We start from the raw sequence: 16,468 nt of genomic DNA on the forward strand, positions 1-16,468 counted from the left end.
CTTTCGCCACACCCGCACCGGGGTGACCGGTTCCCGGATACGAACCGCACTGCGGTGAACGGTTAGATTGCCCCTGCACATTCCGACCTCACCGGAAGAAGGGCACGCGACATGGACGGCGAGATCCGCGAACTGTACGTCTACCCCGTGAAAGGGCTGAGCCCACAGAAGCTGTCGTCGGTCACCCTCGAACCCGGTCGCGGCGTGCCGTACGACCGGGCGTTCGCGCTCGCCCGGCCCGACGGCCGATACACCCCTGGCTCGTCCGAACCGCTGCCGAAGACCCAGTTCTTCATGCTCGCCCGCAACGCGTCGCTCGCCGGCTACCGCACCCGATTCGATCCGGAGACCGGTGTACTGCGTGCGGAGCGGGACGGTCGCACCGTGCTCGAGGCGACCCTCACCACCGACGACGGCGCCGCGGCCGTGACCACATTCTTCGCCGAGGTGCTCGGCCTGTCCACTCCGCCCGTGCTGGCCCGTGTCGACGGCAGGCGGTTCACCGACGTCTCCGTCGTGTCCGACGCGATGATGAACGCCGTCTCGCTGGTGAACCTCGCCTCGGTGCGTGCCCTCGGCGAACGTCTCGGCACGGAACTCGACCCCCGCCGGTTCCGGGCGAACCTCTACTACGACGGCCTGCCGGCCTTCAGCGAGCGCGACCTCGTCGGCGAGGAGATCACGGTCGGCGATCTCCGGCTCCGTGGTGTGCTCGCCACGAAGCGCTGCGCCGCGACCGAGGTCAACCCGGACACCACCGAGCGCGACATCGACCTGCCGCGACGCCTCCATCAGGAGTTCGGCCACAACGAGATGGGCGTGTATGCCGAGGTGGTCGCCGGCGGCACCGCCCGCCCCGGCGACGCGGTCGACCATCCGGTCGCCGGCTGACGACGTGCCTGCCGCGCTGTCACACCGCCGGCCGCACGATCTACAGTGTGCCCCGTGAGTTCCGACTGCCTGTTCTGCAGCATCGTCCTGCGGTCCGTACCCGCCACGATCGTCCACGAAACCGACTCCGTGCTGGCGTTCCGCGACATCAACCCGCAGGCGCCCACGCACGTGCTGGTCATCCCGAAGGCGCACCATTCCGACGCGGCGTCGATGGCCACCACCGATCCGGCACTGGCGGGCCGGGTACTGGACGTCGCCGGTCAGGTCGCCGCCGCAGACGGGGTCGACGCCGCCGGTTACCGGCTCGTGTTCAACACCGGCAAGGACGGCCAGCAGACCGTGTTCCACGCCCACTGTCACGTCCTCGGCGGGCGCGGCATGGAGTGGCCTCCGGGCTGACGATACCCACAGTGACCGTGCAGCCGGCCACTGGAGTCCACTGTGGACAGCAGCTCCGGACAACCGTGGCGTTCTCACGAACGAGCCTCCGCCAGCCGTGCCAACAGCCGGGCCGCTTCTGCCGTCGCTTCGGGTCGTGCGAGGAATCCCGCGTGACTGCCGGGCAACGTGTGCACGTCGAACGGGTTGCCGGGTGTCACGGCGTCCGCGTCGGCGATCAGCCGATCCTGCATCGCCGGTGGCATCGACGTGTCCGCCGCCAACCGCACATACGTGTGCGGCACGCTCCCCCACCGGCCGATGTCTGCCGGCTCACCCGGGTCGAGGATCTCGTCGGGGTCGAGCAGGGCCAGGTAGGCGAGGAATTCGTCGTCGGTGACGTCGGCGAGCATCGCGTCCTTGAGCGCTGCGAGCACGTCCGGGTCGGCCGTGCGCCAGTTCATCCGGAGCGCGCCGAGCTGCGCGGGATCGGCGACGAGCACGTTCGGCAGGTTGTTCAGCGCGCTGGCGGCGTACTCGGGCGTGGCCATGTACTCGGCGACCGTCGCCGCGACCGGACACCACGCCGAGATGTACACGGCCCGGTCGACCAGCTCCGGCTCGGTGCTCAGCAGGGTTGTGAGCGGCAGCCCGCCCCGGCTGTGCCCCACCACGACCACCGGCCCGTGCTCCCGTGCCCGGCGGACGGTCGCCGCGAGGTGCTCGGCCGCACCGGCCACCGTCACCCCGGCGGCCTGCGACGGCACGGCGCCGAGCGCCGACGGGTCCTGCGGCGCCTGGTACGCGACGGGCCGCGTGCTGCCGAAGCCGTGACCGGGAAGGTCGACGGCGAGGGCACGCACACCCAGCAGAGTCAGCTCCCGCAGCAACGGCGCCGCCGAGAAGGAGTTACTGTTCGAACCAGGAACGAAGACGAGGGTCGGTGACGGCATGCGTCGACCTTGGCAGCCCACTGCGTGGCGCGCCCAGCGATTTTTCCCGGCCTCCGCGCGATGTCGGTGAGTGGCGGCACCCGGGCGAGGGTGAGGGAAGCCTGCACATGAGCGATTCCGTATAGGACGTTATACGGCTGGCCCGGCTGTTCGCCCGTCTCACTCGGTCACCCGCTCGTCTCGCCCGACGGCGCCTGCTCGGCGCGCTGCAGGTGTTCGACCAGCATGTCGTCGGCATTCCGCCGCAGCATCACCTCGACCACGTCGCGAGCAGTCGCCTCCTCGAGCGCGGCCGCGGTGGGCGACTGCTCGGCCGAGTTGTACAGCTCGACGGACTCCCGGAAGAGATCCTCCTTGGAGCCGAAAGCCGCGTAGAGGCTCGTGGCCGTGATGCCCATGGCCGAGGTGAGCATGCTCATCGAGCGCCCTCGTAGCCGTGCTCCCAGAACAGCACCATCGCCGTTCGCAGTGCCGCTTCCCTGTCGAAGCGCCGCGGGCGTCCACGTCCCGCCACGACATCACTCCTCGGCCGCTCGATCCGGTCGACGCGGCGGTTCGACGACCGGCCGCCACGCGCCGGGCCGGCTGTGCCAGGGCATGCCGTGACACAGCCGCGTCGCCTACGTGCGTTCCCGCCGGCAGGGACGGGCGGCGTGCACGCTCCACGGCGCGCGTCGCGCCCCGGCCATCGAGACACCCGCCGTCGACGCGGGAATCGTGGCCGGCTCCGGCGCGAGCGACTGTGGCTGTTCCCCGAAACAACCCGGGCACACGAGATACCGGCGCCGGATCGCCACGAGCGTCGCCTCGCACCATTCCAGGCACTGCGCGCAGACGAACTCCACGACGTCGGCGAGACTGTGCAGCTCCGCACTCCCCTGCCCCACCGATACCGAGTACGACGACAGCACCCGGATTCGCCACCCCTGCCCGTGGAGCACGCGCGCCGCAGCCTCACCCACCAGCCGCACCGGCCCGAACACCCCGGCAGTCGTCCCACTCGCTTCCGGCGCCATGGTCATGCCCTCGAGTTACCCGCACCGGCTGCGGCGAAACCACGCGACGCGGCTGCCGGCGATGTCCGGACCGCACTGGACCGGACCACCCGGCACCGCCCCGACGTCGCTCGCAGCCCAGCTGACCCGCTCGAGTTCCGGAAACGCCCGCGTGCGGCCGGATCCGCGCGGTCACTCGACCCGCGCAGGCGGAACGGCCCTGCCCGGTTCCCGATCGGCACGTCGACGCCACCGGCCCGGCGGCGGCACCCCAGGATGTGCGCTGCGCCGACCCCTCCCGATCACACGGGGTCGAGGTCGGCCGACTCCCTCGGACTCGGCCCCACGAGCGCCTCGGCGGAATCCTTGCCGGGATGGGTCCACAAGGTCACCTTCGCCCCTTCCTCGGCACCGGCCGCACCGATCGGCCGCTGCGCCGACACGACACCCGCCCCCGGCGCGGGCGCACCGTCCGGCCCGACGGGAACCAGGCCCGCACGCCGCACGATGTCACACGCGTCCTCGGCGCCGAGGCCGACCACGTCGGGAACCTCGGTGACCGGTCGAGGTCGATGCATGGCTTGATTGTAGGCGTCCGGGCGCATCCACGGGACCACTGAACGGCGAAGATCGAGTCGCCACCCGAACGCGGGTAGAACACCCGTTCGAGATGCCGTACTGTCGGGCACATGGACCTGGCACTGCAGGGATCACTCTTCGACACGACCTCCGGCGACGGATCGTCCGGTACGGGCACATCCGGCACCGACACATCCGGCACCGAGTCGTCCGATACCGCGGGCGCGCCGTCGCTCCGGCCGCTGACGGACGTGCACCGCACGGAGCTCGGCCACGGCGCGTGGATCGACGTGCTGCCCGCCTGGCTGTCCGGTGCCGACACCCTGTTCCGCGCACTCGCAACGGGGGTGCCGTGGCATGCGGAGCGCAGGCGGATGTACGACCGGACGGTCGACGTTCCCCGGCTGCTGAGCTTCTACGACGAGCACGACACGCTGCCCGATGCCGTGCTCGCCGAGGCTCGCGAGGCGCTGTCCGCGTACTACGGCGCCGAACTCGGCGAACCGTTCCGCACCGCCGGCCTGTGCTACTACCGCGACGGCTCCGACAGTGTGGCCTGGCACGGCGACACGATCGGCCGCGGGCGCACGGAGGACACGATGGTGGCGATCCTGTCGGTCGGCGTGGCCCGGCCGCTCCTGCTACGTCCGCGGGGCGGCGGCGCCACCACCCGCTACGGGCTGGGACACGGTGACCTCGTCGTGATGGGCGGCTCGTGCCAGCGAACGTGGGAACACGCCGTTCCCAAGACGTCCAAGCCGGTCGGACCGCGCATCAGCGTCCAGTTCCGGCCCCGCGGCGTGCGATGACTCCACGACCCGGCGACCGTGACCATGCGCGGGCGGTCAGGACAGCTCGCGAGTGCCGTCGTCGCGCCGCCTGGTGACTCCGTCGGCGTCGAGCCGTTCCAACAGCGGCACCGCAACCCGGCGCGTGGTTCCCCACGCCCGGCGCGCCCCGCTGACGGTGAACGGCGGGTCGAGTTCTGCCAGCTCCCGCGCGGCGCGTTCGAGCGCACCGGCCGCCAGCACCACGGTGTCGGTGAGGCGCACGAGCCTGCCCGACCGCTCCGCCGCGGCGAGCTCTCGCGGTCCCAGTCCGAGCCCGGCCAGGTCGTCGGCCTCCGGTGCCCGGAACGGTTCCGCGGCGAGACGCTGTTCGAGCGCCCTCACCGCCCGGTCGACCACCGCCGGAAGGGTACCGGACCCCGGCCTGCGCACCAGCCCGTCGCACAGCTCCAGCCCGGCGTCGTCGGCGATGCGGGGCACCAGCACCGCCGGAACAGCGAGGGCACGCCGCAGCGCCTCCACCGGCATCCCGGCGGCGAGCGGATCCGATGCCGCGAAGGCGTCGACCTGGTCACCCGCTCGCGCAGGCAGTGCGGCGAGCAGCTCCGCATCGACGTGCAGGCCGCCGAGCACCGGGGCGTCCGGGTGGAACCCGCGAGCGCGCAGCTCGGCTGTCTGCACCACCCCACGGCGGCGCAGATAAGCCGCGGCGGGCTCGGCCCGGTCGAGTTCCCTCGCCCGTTCGCGGGCCGCACCACGCCTGCGCAGTGCCGGCGGGTCCGGATCGAGGACCTCCACGCCCGCGGGCACGCGGTGCTCACCGGGATCCCGCAGGAGTCCGGTGTCACCACGGCGCAGCGGCAACGGTTCGCGGAGCGTCAACCGTGCCGTGTCGTCGCCGAGCGGACGCACCCGGCACGGCACGGCGGCCGCACCGACGTGCACGACGAGCTCGCGGTGCAGTTCGGCCGCCCCGTCACCGCGCAGTCGCACATCGGCCTCCGACGAGGGCCGCCATGCTCCCGGAGTCAACAGCGCCCTGCCCCTGCCCACCCCGGACCGGTCGACGCCCCGCAGGTTCACCGCCACCCGCGCGACCGCATCCACCGAACCACGCTCGCGCCCGAGTGCCTGCACCCCGCGCACGGTCACCCGACTGCCCGAACCGGACACCTCGAGCTCGTCGCCCACGGTGATCCTGCCCGCGCCCAGTGTCCCCGTGGCGACAGTGCCCGCCCCGCGGATCGTGAACACGCGATCGGCCCACAACCGGACATCCGCGGTGGTATCGGGTACGGGCAGGTCGCGCACGAGTTCCGCGAGCGCGTGCCGCAGCTCGGCGAGCCCCGCGCCGGTCCGCCCGCTCACCGCCACCGCGGGAACGTCGCCGAGGGTGGAGACGGCGAGCCGCGCCCGGGCGTCGGCGATCACCTCTCCCGGATCGGCCCGGTCCGCCTTCGTGACGACGAGCAGTCCACGCGAGACCCCGAAGGCGTCCAGCGCGGCGAGGTGCTCCGCCGACTGGGCCTGCCACCCTTCGTCGGCCGCCACCACGAACATCGCGGCCGTCACCGGCCCTGCGCCGGCGAGCATGTTCGGCACGAACCGTTCGTGCCCCGGCACGTCGACGAACGCCACCGCCTCGCCGGCCCCGGCGGCACCGTCGCTCCCGTCGCCGGAGGCCTCCAGCGTGGTCCACGCGAAACCGAGTTCCACGGTCAGGCCACGCCGCTGCTCCTCGGCCAGCCGGTCGGGTTCCATTCCCGTCAGGGCACGGACCAGCGTCGACTTGCCGTGGTCGACATGGCCTGCGGTGGCTACGACGCGCATCCCAGCACCGCCTCGACCAGCGCGCGGTCGTCGCTGTCCGGCACGGTCCGCAGATCCAGCAGGCACCGGCCCCGATCGAGCCTGCCGACGACGGCCGGTGACCCCGACCGCAGCGGCTCGGCGTACGGCTCCGGCAGGCTCACCGCCGCGCTCGGCAGCTCCACCCCGGGGGCTCCCCCGCCCCCGACCGCGGCGACCGACTCGACCGCGCTCGCCGTCACGCCCCGCGCCGACAGCTCGGCCGCGATCCGTTCCGCCCGCGACCGCAGGACGGATACATCGGCGTCCAGCGCCGCCGCCACCGGCGGGGCTTCGCCGAGCAACGTGGCCTCCAGCGCGGCGAGCGTCAGTTTGTCCACCCGCAGCGCCCGAGCGGCGGGATGCCGCCGCAGCCGTTCGAGAAGCGCGGCGTCGCCCAGCAGCAGACCGGCCTGCGGACCGCCGAGCAGCTTGTCGCCGCTCGCCGTGACCACGGCCGCGCCCGCACGCAACGCCGTGCTCGCATCCGGTTCCTCCGGCAGCAGCGGATGCGGCCGCAGCAGGCCCGAACCGACGTCGACGACGACGGGGACGCCGAGCTCCGTCAGCTCCTCGATCGAGGCCTCCGCGGTGAAGCCCGTGACCCGGAAGTTCGACGGATGCACCTTGAGCACACAGCCCGTGTCCGGGCCGATCGCCGCGGCGTAGTCGGCCACGCCGGTCCGGTTGGTCGTGCCGACCTCCCGCAGTCTCGCGCCCGCCGCGGTCAGCAACTCGGGGATCCGGAACCCGTCGCCGATCTCGACGAGCTCTCCCCGGCTCAGGACGATCTCCTTGCCGGGCGCGAGCGTGAGGGCACACAGCAGCAGCGCCGCCGCGTTGTTGTTCACCACGTGCACGTCGCCGGCATCCGGCACCGCGTCGGCGAGGGCGGCCAGCGCTCCCCTACCCCTGCGGGCGCGATGCCCGCCGGTGAGATCGAATTCGACGTCGGTGTAGCCGCCCGCGGTGCGCACCGCCTCGAGCGCGGTGTCCGACAACGGCGCCCTGCCCAGGTTGGTGTGCACGACGACACCGGTCGCGTTCACGACGGGGGACAGACTCGTCGCATGCGGTGCCGGCTCGTCGACCGCAGCCAGCGCGACGTCGGCCACGGCCTCCGGCACGATGTCACCGGCCCGCACGCGGTCTTGCGCAGTCACGATCGCCGCCTTCACCGGCTCGCGGCCCAGCTCCTCGGCGGCCTTCGCCAGCCGAGGATCGGCGAGCAGGACGTCGGTGCGGGGGATGCGCCGCCGTGGATCGGTCACGACGCATCCCCGCACCGGTCCCGGCGGAGGCGAACGGGAATCGAACCCGCCAACGACAGTGCCTGCCGTTCCGCGGTGTTGAAGACCGGGCCGGTCACCAGGCCGGAAGCGCCTCCCTGCAGTAATGCCGCGATCGCCGACATGCCGTCATCCTCGCAAGGACGATCACGGCCCGCACGGGCAGGATCGGGGTATGACTCTCCGACTCACCCGGTACGCCCACGGCGGTGGCTGTGCCTGCAAGATCCCGGCGGGCGAACTCGAGGACATGGTCCGCGGACTCGGCACCTCGGGCCCGACCGGCGCCGCCGGCGACCTGCTGGTCGGGCTCGACAGCGGTGACGACGCCGCGGCGGTGCGCATCACCGGCGGACAGGCGATCGTCGCCACGACGGACTTCTTCACGCCCGTCGTCGACGACGCCTACGACTGGGGCCGTATCGCGGCCACGAACGCGTTGTCCGACCTCTACGCCATGGGCGCCACACCGCTCCTCGCGCTGAACCTGCTGTGCTGGCCCCGCGAGCTGTTGGCACCGGAACTGGCGACGGAGGTGCTGCGCGGCGGAGCCGACGTCTGCGCGGCCGCGGGGTGTCACCTCGCGGGCGGGCACAGCGTCGACGATCCGGAACCGAAGTACGGACTCGCCGTGACCGGCCTCGCCGACCCCGACCGACTGCTGCGCAACGACGCCGGCACGCCCGGCACGGCGCTCTCCCTGACGAAACCGCTCGGCCTGGGAGTCCTGAACGCACGCCACAAGGCGACCGGCGAGCCCAACACCGAATCGGTCGCCGTGATGACCACCCTCAACGACGCAGCCGCCCGCGCCGCACTCGACGCGGGCATCAGCTGTGCCACCGACGTCACGGGATTCGGGCTCCTCGGGCACGTGCACAAACTCGCGCGGGCCAGCGGTGTCACCGCGGTGATCGATGCCGCGGCGGTGCCCTACGCGGACGGTGCCCGGCAGGCACTGGCCGACGGGTTCGTTCCCGGTGGCAGCACCCGCAATCTCGACTGGGTGCGCCCGCACACCGATTTGTCCGGCGTGGACGGTGACACGGCACTGCTGTTGGCCGACGCGCAGACCTCCGGCGGCCTGGTGGTCGCGGGCGAGATCCCGGGAGCACCCGTCATCGGCGAGCTACGGCCGCGCGGGGAGCACACGGTCGTCGTGCGCTGATCCGTCCCGGCGTCCCGGCGTCCCGCAGGTCCGGCCGGGCCCCGCCCGGGACACGCGGCTCTGTCCCCGGCTACCGGACTCGCTCTCGCCGCAGTCGGCTCCGCGGGCACCGCTACCCACCGTCGCCGCTGCCGTCACCACCGTCGCTGCCGTCACCACCGCCGCCGCTGTCGCCGGAGCCACCGCCGTCACTGCCGCCATCGCCGCCATCGCCGTCGCCGCTGTCACCGGAGTCGCCGCCATCGTCACCGGAGTCGCCGCCGTCGGACGGTCCGGGGTCGGGCTCGGGTTCGGGCTCGAGGCACACGACGGCGGTCTGGCCCCGGTATCTGACGTCCCGCTTCTCCTTGCGGAGCACCTCGTCACTGTCCGGGTCCTTGAAGATCCGCGTGTCGTCGGTGCTGAAACCGCTGGAACCGCTGCTCGGCACGCAGGACTCGCTCGCGGGCACGACCTCGGTGGGCGGCGCCGTGTAGTTGTACCTGCCACCGTTGACCGAGTCGATCTCGTACCGCTCGGTGCCCCACAGCTTCACGGTGATGTCGCTGGGCGTCCAGATCGTCTGGATGACGATGCCGTCGGGCGAGTCGTTCTTGAACTTCAGATCGATGAGACTCGAGCCGTCCGCCTTCTGGTACACCGTGGCCTCACGCCCCACGGGGTAACGGCTGATGTAGTAGCTGTGCTCCTGATGATCGACGTCTTCGAGGCCCGCGAAGTAATAGGCGTTGTACAGCGTGGTCGCGAACTGGGAGATGCCCCCGCCGACCGCCCGGTCGGGTTGTCCGCCCGAGATGACACCCGCCGCCACGTAGCCCTGCTCGGTACCGCGCGGGCCGGTGTACTCGTTCAGGCTGAAGGTCTCGCCCGGTTCGACGACCGCGCCGTCGACCTCCTTCGCGACCTGCTTGATGTTGAGGCCCGAATCGTAGGCGAACCCGGAGGTGGTGAACTCCCCGACGACCTCCTCGATCCCGAGGCCCTCGGCCTCCTCGGTGGTCAGTTCGGCGGGCTGGTCACCGTAGGGCGCCGTCACCGCCCGCTCGCCGTCACCGGTCAGCACGTCGGGAAGCTCCTTCGCCACAGCTGCCCAGTCGACGCCGTAGCCGTCCGTCGACGGCTCGATGTTCGGCTCCCCGCCCTCGAACGTGAATCGCGCGTCCCTGCCGGGATCCTCGGTCGAGGCGAGCTGCGACCCGGCGACCTCGCGCAGCGTCTCCTCGTCGATCCCCGCCGTGAGCGAGCCGTCGTCGCGCACCTCGAACGTCAGCGAGCGCGCGATGCCCCGCGGCCGCACCGTGGCCTCCGCTCCCTCACCCCGGATCGTCACCGGCCCGGAGACGGCGGGGGCGGCGAGGGCGGTCACCGCGGCACGCACCGTCTCCGGTGTCGAGCGCACCTCGAGCGTCCGCACCGGCACGTCGACCGCGCCCGGCGCGGCCCAGCGGGCGAGAATCGCCGACTTCGCACCCGCCACGTCGAGTTCCCGGCCTTCGACCGGGTCCACCGCCACCGGTGTCGCGCCCTCGAACCGCACCGTGCCTTCGGACGCCTTCCGGTCGATGTCGCCGCGGACACGTTCGAGTTCGACGTCGAGCTGCGCCGCGTCGGCGGTCGAGACGAGGCCGATGTCCTCGCTGGTGAACAACGACGCCAGGCGCGTGAACGGATTCAGCGGCTGGTCGGTGGCCGTGTCGAGCGTCGCCTGCCAGTTCACGGCCAGATCGGCCGACTCGGGGTCGAGCGTGTGCTCACCGCCCCCGCGGAGGTCGACCGGCGAGGACAAGTCGAGTTCGCTGCGCAGCGTCCGCTCGGCCTCGTCCCGGCTCTGGCCCGCGACGTCGATCCCGGCGACCGTGCGGCCCCGCGCGACATCACCCTGGCTGATCAGTAGATCGAGGCCGTAGAGCACCACCAGCACACCGACCACCGCCGCCGCGACCACACCGACTCTGCGCCACGGCACAGCAACCGGAAACCGGCTGCCGGACGCTCCGGCAGTGGGCTCGGTGACGGCATCGTCGGCATCACCGGTGACGGCACCGTCCGCGTCGGCCTCGGAATCGTCGGCCGCGGTGCCCTCGGCGGCGGTGCCCTCGGCGACGGGGCCATCGACGGCGGGGCCATCGACCACGGGGCCGTCGGCAACCCCGAGGGCCGCGGCGTCGCTCTCCGAGGGCCACGCGGGCTCGGCCGGGCCCGGGTCGACGGCGGGCGGCGTGACGTCGGTCTCGGTCGCCTCCGGCACTTCACCGGACACTTCACCGGACGTCGACCCGGTACTCGGCGTCCGGTCCGGACGGTCACCCGGGTCGGGCGTTACCGGGTCGGGCGTTACCGGGTCGGGAGTCACGGAGTCGTCGTCGTGGGCCAAGGCATTCCTCTGCAGGGGTCAGCTGCGGCAATCGGGACAAAATTACCGCAGGGCGCGAGGACGACCGCAGGCACCTCGCCTGCTCGCGCGCCACCGCTATTCGTCCTCGTCCTCGTATTCCTCGTCGTCCTTCTCGTCGTCCTTGCCCTTCTCGTCGTCCTTGCCCTTCTCGTCGTCCTTGCCCTTCTCGTCGTCCTTCTTTGTGCCCTTGTCGTCCTTCTTTGTGCCCTTGTCGTCCTTCTTGCCGTCACCCCGCCCGCCGAGCTCGCGGGTGTTGAGGACCTCGTCGGTGTCGATCAACGGCTTGCCCGATGCGTGGACGGTCACCCCCAATCGGTGCATCTCGCGGGTCCGCTCTCCGTCGGAGGTCGTGAAGTCCAACCGCACCTTGACGGTCTCGTCGTCGACCGCCCGGGGTCCCCCGCTGATCCTCACCGTCGCAATGCCGTCCCAGAACTCCTCGTACTGCTCCTTGCCCTGCGCGTGCAGTGACGGGCCGAGCGAGCCCCACGCCGCGTCGAGGTCGGACGGCACCAGCGCGTAGTAGTGCGCGACGGCCGCCTCCATTTCCGCCCGCGACGGCTGCGGCGGGGTACTCGTCGTCGAGGTCGGCGCAGTCGTCGTCGAGGTCGGCGGGGACGTCGTGGCCGGGGCGGACGCGGTGGCCGGGGCCGCCTCGGCTTCCGAACCGGATGCGCCGAGCGTGCGTACCAGGATCTCGGACACCAGCACGCCGGCCGCGACGGCGGCCACGACCGCAACAGCGATCATCGCGCCCCGCCTCCGGCCTGCGGGTGCCTCCTGCGCGACGGCCGGCAGTCCGATCCGGGTGGCAGGCCGCTGCTCCGCCGCGGGTCCGCCCGCCGGAGCGGCCGCGTGCGCATCCGCGACCACCGGAATCGGCGCGGTGACGGGGCCGGCGGTGACGGGAGCGACGGCCGGGACCGTCGGCGGCTCGAGTTGCGGAGCGACTCCGGTGGCCACCTCCCGCAACGTGGCCTCCACCTGCACCATCGACGGCCGCCGAGCCGGATCCTGGTGCAGCATCGCCTGCAGCGGCCCCGCCAGGGGCCCTGCCCGGCGCGGTGGGGCGGCTGTGGACGTGGCCACCTTGTGCAACAGCGCGATCTCGTTGTCGATCGTGCCGAACGGCGGCTCGCCCTCGACCATCGAGTACAACGTCGCGCCGAGCGAGAACACGTCGGATGCCGGCCCCGGGTCCGCCCCGCGGGCCGCCTCCGGTGACAGGTACGCGGGTGTACCGGCGAACAAGCCGGTGCTGGTCAGGGTGACGTCTCCGGCCGCTCGGGAGATACCGAAATCGGTGATCTTCGCGGTCCCGTCCTCGGCGATGAGCACGTTGCCCGGCTTGACGTCCCGGTGCACCACATCGGCGGCGTGCGCGGCACCGAGCGCCGAGGCGACCTGTGCGCCGAGCCGCGCGACCTCGGTGGGCGCGAGCAGCCGCCCTTCGGACAGCAGGTCGGCCAGGCTCCGCGACGGCAGGAACTCCATGACCAGCAACGGCTGACCCGCGTCCTCGGCGACGTTGTAGACGGTGATGGCGTTCGGGTGCTGCAACCGGGCGGCCATCCGCCCCTCGCGGAATGCGCGCTGTCGCGTGGTCTCCGCCTCGCGCTGGTTCAGGCCGGGAGGCAGGAGGAGCTGTTTGACCGCGACCGTCCGGTCGAGCCGTTCGTCGACGGCCCGCCAGACCACGCCCATCGCGCCGGTACCGATTCTGGAGTGCAGGCGGTAACGCTCCGCAATCAAGCGGCCTTCGTCGTCACTCAACGGCGGCTCCTGGGTTCCGGCGAGCTGGCAGGATCTGCATGGTCCGCCACAGCGTAGATGCCCGCGCCGCCGCGCACGGCACAACCGGGTAAGCGGACTGCACCTCACACGGAAGACCGGGGCGCCCCTCCGCCCTCACCGGGCCCGGCGGCGGCCGCATCCGACGACGACCGGGTGTCACGAACTGCCTGAAGATCCACCCGAACGGGTGGATAGACTACGGGGCCATGGGTTGGCTGATGAACACGTGGCGGGAGTCTGCCGCCAGGCGGGAACTCACCGCGCTCACCGACCGGCTCGGCCGGATGGGTGCAACACCCGCTCTCCTGCCTGCGGGCAGGCTGGCGGCGGTCGATCAGCACGCGGCGGCGATCCGCGACATTCTGACCCTCGGCGCGGGCGGCCTCTCCCAGGCTCAGCTCGCCTACTACGCCCGCGGAGTACACGACGCCGCCCGCGACGCCGGCTGGACCCCGCCGTCGGCCGACGGCGCGGCCACGGACTGGGTCGTTCTCCGGCTGGCAGCCGTCTGCCTACTGGCGACCGCGGGCGCCGCGATGGGCGCGGACCTCGATCCCGCGCTGTTCTCCTGACCCGGATCCTGCCGCCGGGAGCGCCGCACCGCGAGTACGGCGCGGGCTCACCGGTCTGCACACACGGCAACCTCCACACACGGCAACCTCCGCGCACGGCGACCTCCACACACGACGGCGGGTGCGCCTCGATCCTGCCGAGGACGCACCCGCCGCGATGAGGGAACTACTCGTCGACGTTTACCCGGGGTAGTCACCCGTGTCGGGCCGGGGCTGCTCGGACTGCATCCCAGAGGCGCCCTGCGCCGTCGGGATCGGCCCGGTCGCCGGCTCGTGCTGGGCGGTCGCGGCCGCACCGGACTGGGCGCGCGCGGTGTCCTCACGACCACGCTGGTACGCCTCGTCCGAACCGGCCGCCGCGGGCAGTTCCGACTCGGCCCGGCCGAGCCAGCGCTCCCACCGCTGCTGCATCGGCCGCACCATGCCGCCGCCGACACCGACGACGATCACGCCACCGGCCGTGGCCAGCACCGCGACCAGCACCGGCGTCGTCACCGTGGTGGCCACGCCCATCTGGTTCAGTGCGGCGATCACACCGAGCGCGACGACGAAGACCTGCGCCAACCGGGCCACGAAGTTGCCCCAGCTGAACGCACCGAGCGCGGCGCTCGCGATGTCCTTGACCGCGTTACCGATCGCGGCAGCCACCACGACGATGACGATCGCGACCACGGCCATCGGCAGCCAGGCGACCACATCGGCGAGCAGCGTGCTCACCGGGTTCGGGCCGAAGACCGCGAAGCCCATCTGCAGGGCGATCAGCAGTACGGCGTAGTAGACGATCGCCGCGATCAGATCACTCGCGTCGTACTTCGAGCGTGCGAGCGCCCGCTTGATACCACCGCGCTCGACCGCGCGATCGAAATGCAGCCGCTCGAGCACCATGTCGACGACCTTGCGCAGCGCCTTCGCCACGATCCAGCCGACGACGAGGATCACCAAGAACACGGCGAGGTTCGGCAGGAAGTTGATCACCGTGTCCAAGACGTTGCGGAATGAATCACCAATATTCATCGCCGGTACCATCCTTTCCGGGTGGTTGCGGACTACCCGGAAAATGAGGCTCACACGCGCATTAGCGGGGCGCCTTTCGAGATCGCCCACTGTCCCCGATCGGGGGATACCCCGCAGTTCCGAACCAGTTTCGCAATCTCCGCCGTTTCCGCAGGCCGAATCCGCCCGCGAGCCACCCCCGAACCACACTCGGGCTGACCCCCGGTGGACCACCCGGTCGAGGGAGCCAGTGGTCCGGTCAGCCTCTTGACACGCTGTCACATCCCCGCGCTGACCACTGTCCGGACACACCACGGCGGGGTCGGCGGTGACCTCCCGTGTCGTCCCGACCGGCCGGTGTCACCGCTTCGGGGCCGGGTCGCCGCGCCCGCCCGCTTCGTCGCGTCGGGTTCGCATGCCCCTCGTCGGGGTGACGGCAGCTCACTCCGACGACGGTCACCCGCTCGCCCCGGCCCCCGCGATTCCGCACCCCGGGGAGGCGTCACCGACCGCATCCGGCGGCCTACAGTATGGCGCCGACGGTGGGCGGATCCGCGGGTGATCCGGACGGTATCCGAGAGGCGGCTGCAGGAGGTCCGGCATGGCCGACGACGACCGCTGCGGCCCGCCGCCCGGGATGCCGTGGCCGACGGAGAGGGGACGGGCACAGACGTGACGGACGCCGACGACGTCGACTTCTACGCACTGCTCGGCGTAGCCGACGACGCGACACCGGCGCAGATCAAATCGGCGTTCCGCGCCCGCGCACGGTCGTGGCATCCCGATGCCGGCGGCGACGCGGACCGGTTCGCGCTGCTGCGCGAGGCCTACGACACCCTCACCGACCCGGCGCGGCGCGCCGTCTACGACGGTACCGACCCGGACGAGGACCCCGGCGGCGACGAACCGGGCGACGGCGACCCGGTCGTTCCCGGCGGCCCCGTCGCGGCGACGGCTCCCGGAGCGGGCCCGCCACGCACCCGCGCCTTCGGCGACGATCCGTCGTTCCGGCCGCCGCGCGTGCGGCTCGACCCCGCGACGATCCCCTGGTGGCAGCCTGCGGCCACGGACCCCCGGACCCACCTCTCCCCCGGCAAGGCCCCTGGACACGCCGTACCGCTGCTCGTCCCGGCCCTCACGGTCGCCGCGGCCACGCTCCTCGTCCTCGCCGGCGCGCCGGCACCGGCACTCGTCGCCGGAGTGGCGGCCGCCGTCGCCGCGACCGGATTCGCCGCGGCGTTCCTCCGCCAGCGGCACGTGGCCCTGCGCGCCGCCCGCGCCGAGGTTCGGACCCTGGTGTTCGGCCGCCCCGGCGCCGATGACGACCAGATCGCCGAACGCCGCACGGCGGACCTGCTCGGCCGGTATCTGACCCGCCTGCCCGGGGCACGCATCTTCCACGGACTGGCCTGGCCCGGTTCGGTGTTCGCCGACATCGACCACGCCGTCCTGTGCGGGCGGCGGCTCCTGCTCGTCGAGTCCAAACGCTGGCTTCCCGGCCATTACACCACCGATGACGGCGGCGTCCTCCTGCGCAACGGGCGCAGATTCGGCGGTGGGGGAAGCAGGCTCGCCGAGGCGCTCGACGCGTTCGACGACCTCCTTCCCGGCATCGACGTCCGCGGTGCGCTGGTGCTCTATCCGAGTCGCGCGGGCACGATCACGGTCGCCCCCACCGACACTTTCGACGCGGCCGGGGCCGACGTCGCCGTGCTGACCCCGGAACGGTTCGTCCGCGATGCCGGGGCGTGGCTGGCCGAGGATCCCTCCACTGTGGATGTCCGGGCCTTCCGCACGGTGCTCGCCCAGGTCGTGAGCTGAC

At 72.3% G+C, this 16,468-nt stretch carries 15 protein-coding genes and 1 tRNA gene; 6 read left to right on the forward strand and 10 right to left on the reverse strand.

The features are described 5' to 3' along the window. Positions 1 to 111 precede the first annotated feature (111 nt). Both LY41_RS16570 and LY41_RS16575 read left to right on the forward strand, forming a co-directional pair. The gene (locus LY41_RS16570) at positions 112 to 891 is read left to right on the forward strand and encodes an MOSC domain-containing protein (RefSeq protein ID WP_253864931.1); all 780 of its coding nucleotides are present in this window, start codon (positions 112 to 114) and stop codon (positions 889 to 891) included. A 54-nt stretch (positions 892 to 945) separates the two neighbouring features. After that, complete coding sequence (locus LY41_RS16575) at positions 946 to 1,293, forward strand: histidine triad nucleotide-binding protein (protein ID WP_253864932.1); 348 nt, start codon at positions 946 to 948, stop codon at positions 1,291 to 1,293. A 74-nt stretch (positions 1,294 to 1,367) separates the two neighbouring features. On the opposite strand, the gene LY41_RS16580 is transcribed toward LY41_RS16575, so the two are convergent. The 4 genes from LY41_RS16580 to LY41_RS16595 form a co-directional block, all read right to left on the reverse strand. Beyond that, positions 1,368 to 2,225 carry an alpha/beta fold hydrolase gene (locus tag LY41_RS16580; RefSeq protein WP_253864933.1) on the reverse strand — a complete coding sequence of 286 codons (858 nt, stop codon included), beginning with the start codon at positions 2,223 to 2,225 and terminating at the stop codon, positions 1,368 to 1,370. A gap of 167 nt (positions 2,226 to 2,392) precedes the next feature. After that, the gene (locus LY41_RS16585; RefSeq protein ID WP_308292263.1) at positions 2,393 to 2,644 is read right to left on the reverse strand and encodes a TetR/AcrR family transcriptional regulator; all 252 of its coding nucleotides are present in this window, start codon (positions 2,642 to 2,644) and stop codon (positions 2,393 to 2,395) included. A 201-nt stretch (positions 2,645 to 2,845) separates the two neighbouring features. Next, entirely contained in the window at positions 2,846 to 3,247 is a 402-nt protein-coding gene (locus tag LY41_RS16590; protein ID WP_253864934.1) for a hypothetical protein, read from the reverse strand. A 275-nt stretch (positions 3,248 to 3,522) separates the two neighbouring features. Further along, entirely contained in the window at positions 3,523 to 3,798 is a 276-nt protein-coding gene (locus LY41_RS16595; RefSeq protein ID WP_253864935.1) for a PASTA domain-containing protein, read from the reverse strand. Between the two features lie 111 nt (positions 3,799 to 3,909). Between LY41_RS16595 and LY41_RS16600 the strand changes: the two genes are divergently transcribed. Continuing rightward, on the forward strand, positions 3,910 to 4,608 hold the full coding sequence (locus LY41_RS16600; protein WP_253864936.1) for an alpha-ketoglutarate-dependent dioxygenase AlkB: 699 nt from the start codon (positions 3,910 to 3,912) through the stop codon (positions 4,606 to 4,608). A 36-nt stretch (positions 4,609 to 4,644) separates the two neighbouring features. On the opposite strand, the gene selB is transcribed toward LY41_RS16600, so the two are convergent. The 3 genes from selB to LY41_RS16615 form a co-directional block, all read right to left on the reverse strand. Further along, a complete protein-coding gene (gene selB / locus LY41_RS16605; RefSeq protein ID WP_253864937.1) occupies positions 4,645 to 6,417 on the reverse strand; it encodes a selenocysteine-specific translation elongation factor in 1,773 nt (590 codons plus the stop codon). Then, positions 6,405 to 7,706, reverse strand: coding sequence for an L-seryl-tRNA(Sec) selenium transferase (selA, locus tag LY41_RS16610; RefSeq protein WP_253864938.1), 1,302 nt, complete (start codon positions 7,704 to 7,706; stop codon positions 6,405 to 6,407). The genes selB and selA overlap by 13 nt, the downstream gene beginning before the upstream one ends. Positions 7,707 to 7,730: 24 nt before the next feature. Then, positions 7,731 to 7,822, reverse strand: a tRNA-Sec gene (locus LY41_RS16615). A 77-nt stretch (positions 7,823 to 7,899) separates the two neighbouring features. Between LY41_RS16615 and selD the strand changes: the two genes are divergently transcribed. Next, entirely contained in the window at positions 7,900 to 8,892 is a 993-nt protein-coding gene (gene selD / locus LY41_RS16620; protein WP_253864939.1) for a selenide, water dikinase SelD, read from the forward strand. Between the two features lie 112 nt (positions 8,893 to 9,004). Here selD and LY41_RS16625 read toward each other — a convergent pair whose 3' ends face one another. Together LY41_RS16625 and LY41_RS16630 are read right to left on the reverse strand one after the other, a co-directional pair. Next, positions 9,005 to 11,266 (reverse strand): VanW family protein, encoded by a 2,262-nt coding sequence (locus LY41_RS16625; protein ID WP_253864940.1) that lies wholly within the window; start codon positions 11,264 to 11,266, stop codon positions 9,005 to 9,007. A 96-nt stretch (positions 11,267 to 11,362) separates the two neighbouring features. Then, positions 11,363 to 13,060, reverse strand: coding sequence for a serine/threonine-protein kinase (locus tag LY41_RS16630; protein WP_253864941.1), 1,698 nt, complete (start codon positions 13,058 to 13,060; stop codon positions 11,363 to 11,365). 227 nt (positions 13,061 to 13,287) lie between these two features. On the opposite strand from LY41_RS16630, the gene LY41_RS16635 reads away from it, so the two are divergent. Continuing rightward, on the forward strand, positions 13,288 to 13,653 hold the full coding sequence (locus tag LY41_RS16635; RefSeq protein WP_253864942.1) for a DUF6401 family natural product biosynthesis protein: 366 nt from the start codon (positions 13,288 to 13,290) through the stop codon (positions 13,651 to 13,653). A gap of 180 nt (positions 13,654 to 13,833) precedes the next feature. Here the strand turns inward: LY41_RS16635 and LY41_RS16640 are convergent, their stop codons facing one another. Beyond that, complete coding sequence (locus LY41_RS16640; RefSeq protein ID WP_253864943.1) at positions 13,834 to 14,667, reverse strand: mechanosensitive ion channel family protein; 834 nt, start codon at positions 14,665 to 14,667, stop codon at positions 13,834 to 13,836. Between the two features lie 651 nt (positions 14,668 to 15,318). Here LY41_RS16640 and LY41_RS16645 point away from each other — a divergent pair. Further along, complete coding sequence (locus tag LY41_RS16645; RefSeq protein ID WP_253864944.1) at positions 15,319 to 16,467, forward strand: DnaJ domain-containing protein; 1,149 nt, start codon at positions 15,319 to 15,321, stop codon at positions 16,465 to 16,467. Position 16,468: the final 1 nt, after the last annotated feature.

Source organism: Prauserella halophila, from assembly GCF_024171895.1.
GTDB classification, from domain to species: domain Bacteria; phylum Actinomycetota; class Actinomycetes; order Mycobacteriales; family Pseudonocardiaceae; genus Prauserella; species Prauserella halophila.

Coding starts and splice junctions, on each gene's coding strand:
- LY41_RS16570 (WP_253864931.1), top strand. CDS start 112: ATGGACGGCGAGATCCGCGAACTGTACGTCTACCCCGTGAAAGGGCTG.
- LY41_RS16580 (WP_253864933.1), bottom strand. CDS start 2,225: ATGCCGTCACCGACCCTCGTCTTCGTTCCTGGTTCGAACAGTAACTCC.
- LY41_RS16585 (WP_308292263.1), bottom strand. CDS start 2,644: ATGAGCATGCTCACCTCGGCCATGGGCATCACGGCCACGAGCCTCTAC.
- LY41_RS16590 (WP_253864934.1), bottom strand. CDS start 3,247: ATGACCATGGCGCCGGAAGCGAGTGGGACGACTGCCGGGGTGTTCGGG.
- LY41_RS16595 (WP_253864935.1), bottom strand. CDS start 3,798: ATGCATCGACCTCGACCGGTCACCGAGGTTCCCGACGTGGTCGGCCTC.
- LY41_RS16600 (WP_253864936.1), top strand. CDS start 3,910: ATGGACCTGGCACTGCAGGGATCACTCTTCGACACGACCTCCGGCGAC.
- selB (WP_253864937.1), bottom strand. CDS start 6,417: ATGCGCGTCGTAGCCACCGCAGGCCATGTCGACCACGGCAAGTCGACG.
- selD (WP_253864939.1), top strand. CDS start 7,900: ATGACTCTCCGACTCACCCGGTACGCCCACGGCGGTGGCTGTGCCTGC.
- LY41_RS16635 (WP_253864942.1), top strand. CDS start 13,288: ATGGGTTGGCTGATGAACACGTGGCGGGAGTCTGCCGCCAGGCGGGAA.
- LY41_RS16640 (WP_253864943.1), bottom strand. CDS start 14,667: ATGAATATTGGTGATTCATTCCGCAACGTCTTGGACACGGTGATCAAC.